Origin of the sequence: Vibrio makurazakiensis (assembly GCF_050337375.1) — a bacterium.
Classification (GTDB): Bacteria; Pseudomonadota; Gammaproteobacteria; order Enterobacterales; family Vibrionaceae; genus Vibrio; species Vibrio makurazakiensis.
In genome coordinates this window covers 1-7,425 of record NZ_JAKJSW010000202.1, presented here as the reverse complement: position 1 = coordinate 7,425, position 7,425 = coordinate 1, and the positions used below count along the sequence as shown (strand labels likewise).

General features: G+C 43.6%; 8 protein-coding genes. 4 read left to right on the top strand and 4 right to left on the bottom strand.

Annotated elements, in window-relative coordinates; genetic code table 11:
- On the top strand, window positions 1-376 hold a 376-nt coding region (rlmJ, locus tag L4C33_RS17735), incomplete at its 5' end, for a 23S rRNA (adenine(2030)-N(6))-methyltransferase RlmJ (protein WP_428813738.1).
- An 87-nt stretch (window positions 377-463) separates the two neighbouring features.
- Here rlmJ and L4C33_RS17730 read toward each other — a convergent pair.
- From L4C33_RS17730 to L4C33_RS17715, 4 genes are read right to left on the bottom strand one after another with little or no spacing between them, the layout of a single operon-like run.
- Entirely contained in the window at window positions 464-1,561 is a 1,098-nt protein-coding gene (locus L4C33_RS17730; RefSeq protein WP_428813737.1) for an extracellular solute-binding protein, read from the bottom strand.
- A 15-nt stretch (window positions 1,562-1,576) separates the two neighbouring features.
- Window positions 1,577-2,422, bottom strand: a complete 846-nt coding sequence (locus L4C33_RS17725; protein ID WP_428813736.1) for an ABC transporter permease — start codon at window positions 2,420-2,422, stop codon at window positions 1,577-1,579.
- Entirely contained in the window at window positions 2,419-3,288 is an 870-nt protein-coding gene (locus L4C33_RS17720) for an ABC transporter permease (protein ID WP_428813735.1), read from the bottom strand. Before L4C33_RS17720 ends, L4C33_RS17725 begins: the two co-directional genes overlap by 4 nt.
- Window positions 3,285-4,355, bottom strand: a complete 1,071-nt coding sequence (locus L4C33_RS17715; protein WP_428813734.1) for an ABC transporter ATP-binding protein — start codon at window positions 4,353-4,355, stop codon at window positions 3,285-3,287. Before L4C33_RS17715 ends, L4C33_RS17720 begins: the two co-directional genes overlap by 4 nt.
- Window positions 4,356-4,595: 240 nt before the next feature.
- Here L4C33_RS17715 and L4C33_RS17710 point away from each other — a divergent pair, with 240 nt between their 5' ends.
- The 3 genes from L4C33_RS17710 (at window position 4,596) to L4C33_RS17700 (ending at window position 7,324) form a co-directional block, all read left to right on the top strand.
- Complete coding sequence (locus L4C33_RS17710; RefSeq protein WP_428813733.1) at window positions 4,596-5,423, top strand: glycerophosphodiester phosphodiesterase; 828 nt, start codon at window positions 4,596-4,598, stop codon at window positions 5,421-5,423.
- 80 nt (window positions 5,424-5,503) lie between these two features.
- Window positions 5,504-6,628: an ROK family protein gene (locus tag L4C33_RS17705; protein WP_428813732.1), complete on the top strand. Its 1,125-nt coding sequence runs from the start codon at window positions 5,504-5,506 to the stop codon at window positions 6,626-6,628.
- Window positions 6,629-6,649: 21 nt separating this feature from the next.
- Window positions 6,650-7,324, top strand: coding sequence for a DUF1868 domain-containing protein (locus L4C33_RS17700; protein WP_428813731.1), 675 nt, complete (start codon window positions 6,650-6,652; stop codon window positions 7,322-7,324).
- Window positions 7,325-7,425 lie beyond the last annotated feature (101 nt).

Genomic DNA, 7,425 nt, shown 5'->3' with positions numbered 1-7,425 from the left:
GTCTCATAACTTGATTGTGATCGATCCCCCCTATGAAAAGGATGCTGAATATCTAGATGTTATATCGGCACTAGAAAAAGCCTGGCAACAGCAGGTAAATATTACCGCGTTGGTGTGGTATCCGCTTTATACCGAAGATAAAAGTCACTTGATTCTAGAACGCTGTGCAGATGGCGTATCTCAAGGGAAATTGCCTGCGCCTCTTCAAGCTGAGTTGCGTTTACGAGACCCGAAAGATGATGACCGCTTAATTGGCAGTGGGTTGCTTATCTTTAACCCTCCTAAATGCGTACCACCTATGGTGACCGAAGTGTTGGATTATCTGCATACGCATATAGCGACAAAGCATGAAGGTTACTGGCAAATCAAACGTTAGCCCGTATTTAGGTAGTCAGTAAGGATCAAAAAAGGGCGTATCAATACGCCCTTTTTGTTTTTGAGTTTATCGCTCGTTAGCTAAAGATTAGCGCATTAGCACGTTACGAGTGAATTGCTTCTTCAGGTAAGCACTGTACTCAGAGTTAAACGGTTCTGTTGAGTTATTACGCATCTCTTGTGAGATTAGTGCGTTAGAAGCGTCGGCTTCAGGGTGTTGAGGCGCTGTACCAAACTCTGCGTTTAATGCTGTTTGAGTTTCTGCTGATGTTAGCCAGTTAATGAATACGAGAGACGCTGCTTGATGCTGGCTGTTTTTCGCAACGGTAACGAAGTTGCCACCACCCGACATACCAAACTCAGGGATGTAGAACTTGATGCGTTCAGTGATAGCGCCACGCTTTTGTAGACCAGCTAGGTGATCTTCCCAAGCAGGTGCTAGTGTGATTTCACCATCGTTGATACGAGTTAGGCTGTCTGCGTTAGATGCCGTGATCAGCATATCTTCTTCGTTCGTTTGGAACCAATCCCAAGTTTGTGCCCACGATTTTACGACTTTCTTATCAAGCTTGTCTGTCATATCGAACTCGCCTGATACGTGACGAATGCTTGACTCGATGAAGCGTTGACCTGCGCCACCGCCATTAGGATCGTTCACACCAAATGCTTTAGGGTTGCCTTTGATGTAGCTTTCCATCTCTTCGAATGTTTGTGGTAAATCAGATTCGTTGATACGGCTAGGATCGTAAGCCAGACCCGTTTGGTTACCCCAGAACGTCACGCCATAGCCTTGAGAATTAATCCCTTCTGCAGATTGATTCAGCTTCTTGATTTCTGGAAGCTTATCTAAGCTTAATAGCGTGTTTTCTAGCTTGAACGTGTTCAATGCTGTAGGGCCAAGTGCCACTACATCCATTGATCCTTCATCACGACGGCTTTCAGCTTGTAGCTTATTGCGGTTACCATCGTGAGTGCCTTCAGGGATACGAACTTTAATGCCCGTCTCTTCTTCAAAGCTTTTTACAAACTTTCGAAAGCCAGGTTGAAGGTACCAAACAGAGAAAGTTACCGAGCCTTCTTTTTTCGCTTGAGTTTCAATTTCATCCCACGTCATTGTGTTTACATCGTATGCAAAGCTAGAAAATGCTGTGGTGCTAAGTAGTGCTGCTAGTAGAGTTTTTTTCATTGTATCCTCACGAAATTAAGCTTTACCTGTCGATTGAGACAAGTAGTTTCCTTTCAATAAACGTTCAATTAGTAACATTAGTAGTACATTCGGAATTACAAGAATCAGAGATACAACGGCAGCATCAGGCCTGATAAATGAGTAACCCAAAAACGAATATAAGATGGTTGGTACAGTAATAAAATCTGGTGCACCGAGTACGTAGGACATGTTGAATTCCTCAATACTGATCACCAAACAGAAGATTGATGATGCAAGTAAGCTTGGTTTAAGCATAGGCAAGAACGCGTGCTTAAAAGTACCAATTTTACCTGCGCCCATGTCTGAACAGGCATCAATCAAATCTTGTGGAATAGCTTTAAAACCCGCCGACAAAATACGAATAGCGTAAGGCAGAGCCAATACTGTATGCGCAATGACAATGTTGACGTACGGGTCGGTTAGCCCTAGCTCAAGGAGCATGGCACTGAAGAATACCGCCAAGATCATTGAAGGCATAACCATCGGCAGCAGTGAGACCATTTCAGCAAGTTTTTTGCCACGAAACTCCATGCGACCAAAGGCATAGGCTGTCGGCATTGCTAAAGTGATGGTCAAAATAGCGACCGCTGGCGCAACCGAATAGCTGTTGCGAAGTGCTTCTGGTAGGGAAGTGTTTTCCCACACTTCAACCCAACGTCCAAAAGAAAGAACTTGTGGGAATAAGTCTGGGTAACTCCATGGGTGGTTTGGATCCACGAGAGACCAGATAATAGCCATAGCAAATGGCACACCAAGCCAAAGTAGGTTGACTAGCACAAAGAAGCTAATCGAGATCAACATGACCCATWGGGTGTTAGTTAAGTTGCGTAGGCGACTCATGATGCTTTCTCCATATCCACAACAACGCTTTTACGTGTAACAAATGGTTGAGTTAGTAAAGTAAGAACAACTGCTGAGAAACCGGCTAGAAGCATAATGACCATAGCGATAACAGCTGAGTTCTCCCACTCGTAGTATTGGGTCGCAGTAATGTTCATTAACATTGCCAGTGAGTAGCTACTGCGAGAACCTGCAACAGAAGCAAACGAGAAGTCACCTAGTGCGCCAATGAAGATCAGAATAGAAGCCGCTTGTAATGCTGGGATCGTGAGTGGGAAGATTACTTGACAGAACCTTGCCCAACGTGTCGCACCAAGATCTAATGCTGCATCCATTAGGTCGCCACGGATACTTGCGATTGAACCGCTGATAAGGATTAGTGCGAACGGTAAGTTTTTCCAAACTTGCAGCACGACAATACTCCAGCCGAATTTATCGTTAGATAGACGCATTGGCTTATCAATGATGCCTAATGCCAATAATGATTCGTTGAAAATACCGTGGTAAGCAATCACGTTCATTAATAAGAACGCAGCAACCAGCCCCGGAACAAACATAGGAGCGCGGAGAACACCAATAATGGCTGGTTTACCCGGCATAGGTTTGTGTAACCACAGCGCAATAGGGTAGGCCAACATGACGGCACCTAACGTACCAAGCACCGACGTTCTTAGTGAATAAGAAACGGAGCGCCATAAAATTGGGTCACTAAGAGTCGTTTGCCAGTATTCGAATGTTGCGTTGGTTTCGCCCATTACACTGAACAAACCAAAGCTTTGCGCGACCACCACGTAGAGCGCGCTCCCCATGAGCAAGGCAATGGTGCCTACTCCGGGAATCAGCAATAAGTAGGGTTTTAGATTCATGCGCCAACTCCCTCTAAGAAACGAATACCAAACTCTGGCAGTTTGACGTGAATGGTTTCACCTTGGTGAGCCGAAACACGGCCATTCAGTTGCAAACGGATTTTTTGTGGAGTTTCAGTACCAACCCAACCAAATACATCTAAGTTATTGCCCTGGAAAGCTGATGATTCGACTTTAACTTCAAAGCTGTTTGGTTCACCTTTCTTACAAATCTCCGCGTCTTCCGGGCGCCAGCAAACAAAGATCTCACTTGCTTGTGGTTTCTCTGCCGATTCCACAACGAATTCACCCATGTTACAACTCACGCGGTATTGGTTGTCTTCTGAAGTTGGCTCTACATAAGCTTGGTGGATATTTGCAGCACCGATGAAGTCAGCGACAAAACGGTTAGCCGGGCGGTAATAGATATCTTCTGGTGTACCGATTTGTTCAATGTTGCCGCCGTTAAGTACGACAATTCGGTCACTCATCGCCAACGCTTCCGCTTGATCATGGGTGACATAAATAGAGGTGAGTTGGTGCTGACGTTGTAGCTCTTTTATTTCAAAACGTACCCCTTCACGCATTTTCGCATCAAGGTTAGATAAAGGTTCATCAAATAGGATGATGTCAGGGCGAGTTACCATCGCACGAGCCAATGCAACACGCTGTTGTTGGCCACCTGATAGTTGTGATGGCAGTTTATCTTTGTGCTCAACAAGGCCAACCTGGGACAAGATCTCGGCTAAACGGCGCTTTTGCTCGTTTTTGTCGATCTTCTGTTGAACCATACCGAAGCAAATATTGTGTGAAACACTGAGATGCGGGAACAAAGCATAAGATTGAAAGCACATTGCCGTTTCACGTTTTTCTGGTGGAATTCGGTTTACTACGCGCTCGTTCATCAAGATTTCCCCTGATGTAGGCGTTTGAAATCCGCCGATCATTTTCAGCAATGTTGTTTTGCCACAACCACTTGGGCCAAGTAGTGTGACAAATTCGCCTTGTTCTACAGAGAATGAGATCTCTTTAGATGCGTAAAAGTCACCATAAGTTTTCGTAACAGAACGAAGTTCCAAAATTGCCATGATTAACCTTTTTTAAAAAGTTTAAATTTCCAGTTAGATTATTTGTAGTTTATTTCAGTTTTATTATCGATCGAGTTTTTTCGCGTAAAAATCACTCTTGGATCACGAAAAGTTTAATAAGTCTCTGTTTTTAAAGGTTGTTTATTTTTGGGTTTTTGTGACACTTTCTTGGTTGACAGTAAACCACACACCTATGTATTCTATATTAAACTTTTTTAGGTAGTTTAATGGTGGCGATTTATGTTTACTTTTGATGTGGCGAAAAAAGGACAGATTCTTGTAAATAGTCACAGAGGTGACTGTATTCGCTGCCCAGAAAATACCATGCCGTCTTTTATTAGTGCTGTAGAGCGTAATACCAGCTGTATAGAGATTGATATCGCTATGACAGCGGATGAAGAGTTGGTCGTGATCCATGATCCAAGTGTCGACCGTACGTCTAATGGAAGTGGGTATGTAGAGCAAATGACGTTATCTGAGCTAGAAGCGTTGGACTTCGGTAGCTGGTTTCACCCGTCATTTGAACGTACCCCTATTCCTAAACTTAGCGCAGTACTTGAATGGGCAGTGGAACATGAAGTTGGGTTGATTGTTGAAGCGAAACAAAGACGGAACCATCACCGGTTCGCCGAAAAGCTGACCGAAGTACTTGAGCTGATCCCTAATGCACTTTCTCATATCCAACTCTTGGGATTTGACCATACGTTAGTCAACCTTGTGAAAGAACGTTTACCAAGCATTCAGCTACAAGTGGTGACGCTTGCTCGCTACCAAAATCAATTAAATGCCGTATTGGAATCGAATGCTTCTGCTGTGTGTGTGGAATACCCTTATACAACGCGAAGCGTACTCGAAGGGTATAAAAATTCCGGCTTAACCACACGTTTGTATTTGCCAAACAAAGACAAAAATATGAAACCAACTCAATGGTTTAATCAATATTATGGCTACGACGTACATAGTGAAATTATTCAATGGTTGAGCGAAGGCCTCATTGATATGATTAGCCACGACGATATTGATATGTTGAAAGAGTTAGTACACGAAGCCGGTATGGAAGCGATTTAAATCCGACTTTTTTATTGATGAACCCATCATGCGACACCGCCTAATAAATTGATTGAACAATAAATAGAGAACAACTGAACATGTTAACTCCGATAAAACCATTACAACTAGAATTGACTCCAGGACAGAAGAAATTACTGGCGGTTTGTCGACAGCATAGCTCGGTTCCACGTGCAAAAATTGTTGAAAAAACAGGTTTGCGCAGTGGCTCTGTGACCAGTATTTCCAAAGAGTTACTGGCAATGAATATGATTAAAGAAGGGCCAAGAGAAAAAGTAGGCCGAGGCCAACCGATCATTCCCTTACAACTGAACCCATACGCAGCGTTCTCTTTTGGTATCGCTTTCCACATTCATCGAATTGAAGTCGCTTTGGCGAATTTTTGTGGTGAAGTGATTGATACTGAAGTCATCGATTACGCCGAAGATGCGCCCATAGTAGATGTTCTTAAGAACATTAAAGCGCAAATCGACGCATTAGTGGATAAACACAAAATCCAAAATGCTCGCATTCTTGGTATTGGTGTTTCCATGCCGGGCCCTTCTGAGGGAGATGGTACGTCGATTCGTACGATTATTCAGTTGGCGCATTGGCGTGATGTCGATTTAGCCACGGTTTTTGGCGATGTGTTCGAATGGCCAGTGTGGATAGATAATGACTGTAATGTCGCTGCCGTTGGTGAGTTTTACTCTGGTGAGTGGCCAGAGGTGAAGAACATGGTGCTGTTTGAACTTGGCCATGGTGTTGGTGGTGGTGTGATCATCAATCGCAAGCTTTACCGTGGTAGTCGCCACAATGCGGGTGAAATCGGAACGTACTTTAACCTGCTTGGTRAAGAGAATAAGCCGACGATTCGTGGTCTATTGGATCAATTGGCAGCATCGGGCCTTGAATTAGATGGGCCTGAAGATATTCCCGGAATGGAAAATTCCGTAGTAGCAGAGTGGGTTCGTTTTGCTGCTATTCAGTTAAAGCCAATGCTTGTTCTGACGCTAGGCTGGTTTGACCCAGATTGCGTGATCATTGGTGGTTCTTGTCCAAAACATATCAGCCAAGCCCTTATTGATGAAATGGCGCTTGAAAAAAATTGGGTCGAGTTTGAACGTTCGTATCCAATGGCTCATTTTTCTCCTTCAAAAATTGGATCGTCGCTAAATACCTACGGGGCATGTATGTTCCCAGTATTTCGCACGCTAGGTATTTAATAAAAACATCGGATAATTGTTATGAAGTATGCACCAAGTGTGGGTGTTAAGTTCCATGAAGATGGAAGCGTAAGAACATTCCCAGGTAACACCTTTATTTGTCACCTTGATCAATCGCTACCTTTGATTGATGAATTGCGTTGGGCTCAAGATCAACTTAAGTCGATGAATTGCGGAAATAAATTTTCATTCCTGCCTATCTCAAGTATGCATATGACGGTATTCGAAGGGGTGTGCGATCAGGTCCGTGAAGCGCATAAATGGACGTCTAAATTAGGCTTAGATGCTTCGCTATCAGCAACGACTGATTTGTTTGCGACAGAAGCAAGCCAGGTAGGTGCGCGAGGCGGTTTCGACATGATGTTCGACTACGTGTACAACTGCCCGATTGGTGGTACAGCTATTCGTATTAAGCCGGAAAATGAACAATCTGTTCAAGCTCTTAAACAATGCCGTGAAGCCTTGAAATTGGCAACAGGCATTAGTGTTCCTGATTTTGATGATTATCACTTCCATATTACGTTGAGCTACCGTGTTATTGAGCTTGAAGAACAAGACAAAATCGAAATTGAACAAACGACACAGCGCATTAGCGAGCGTATAGCTCAGTCCTTTGGAAAGCTGACTCATGGACCTGTTGAGTTTTGTACCTTCCAAGATATGTTTAAATTCACGCCCGTGCTTAAATTGGTTTAATTTTTCACTCGTTCTAAGGCGTTGAGGTATCACTGCTGCTTATTTAAAACCAAGCATCTGTCATCCTAACGTCTAATTTACCTTTATTATCAGCACAGTTA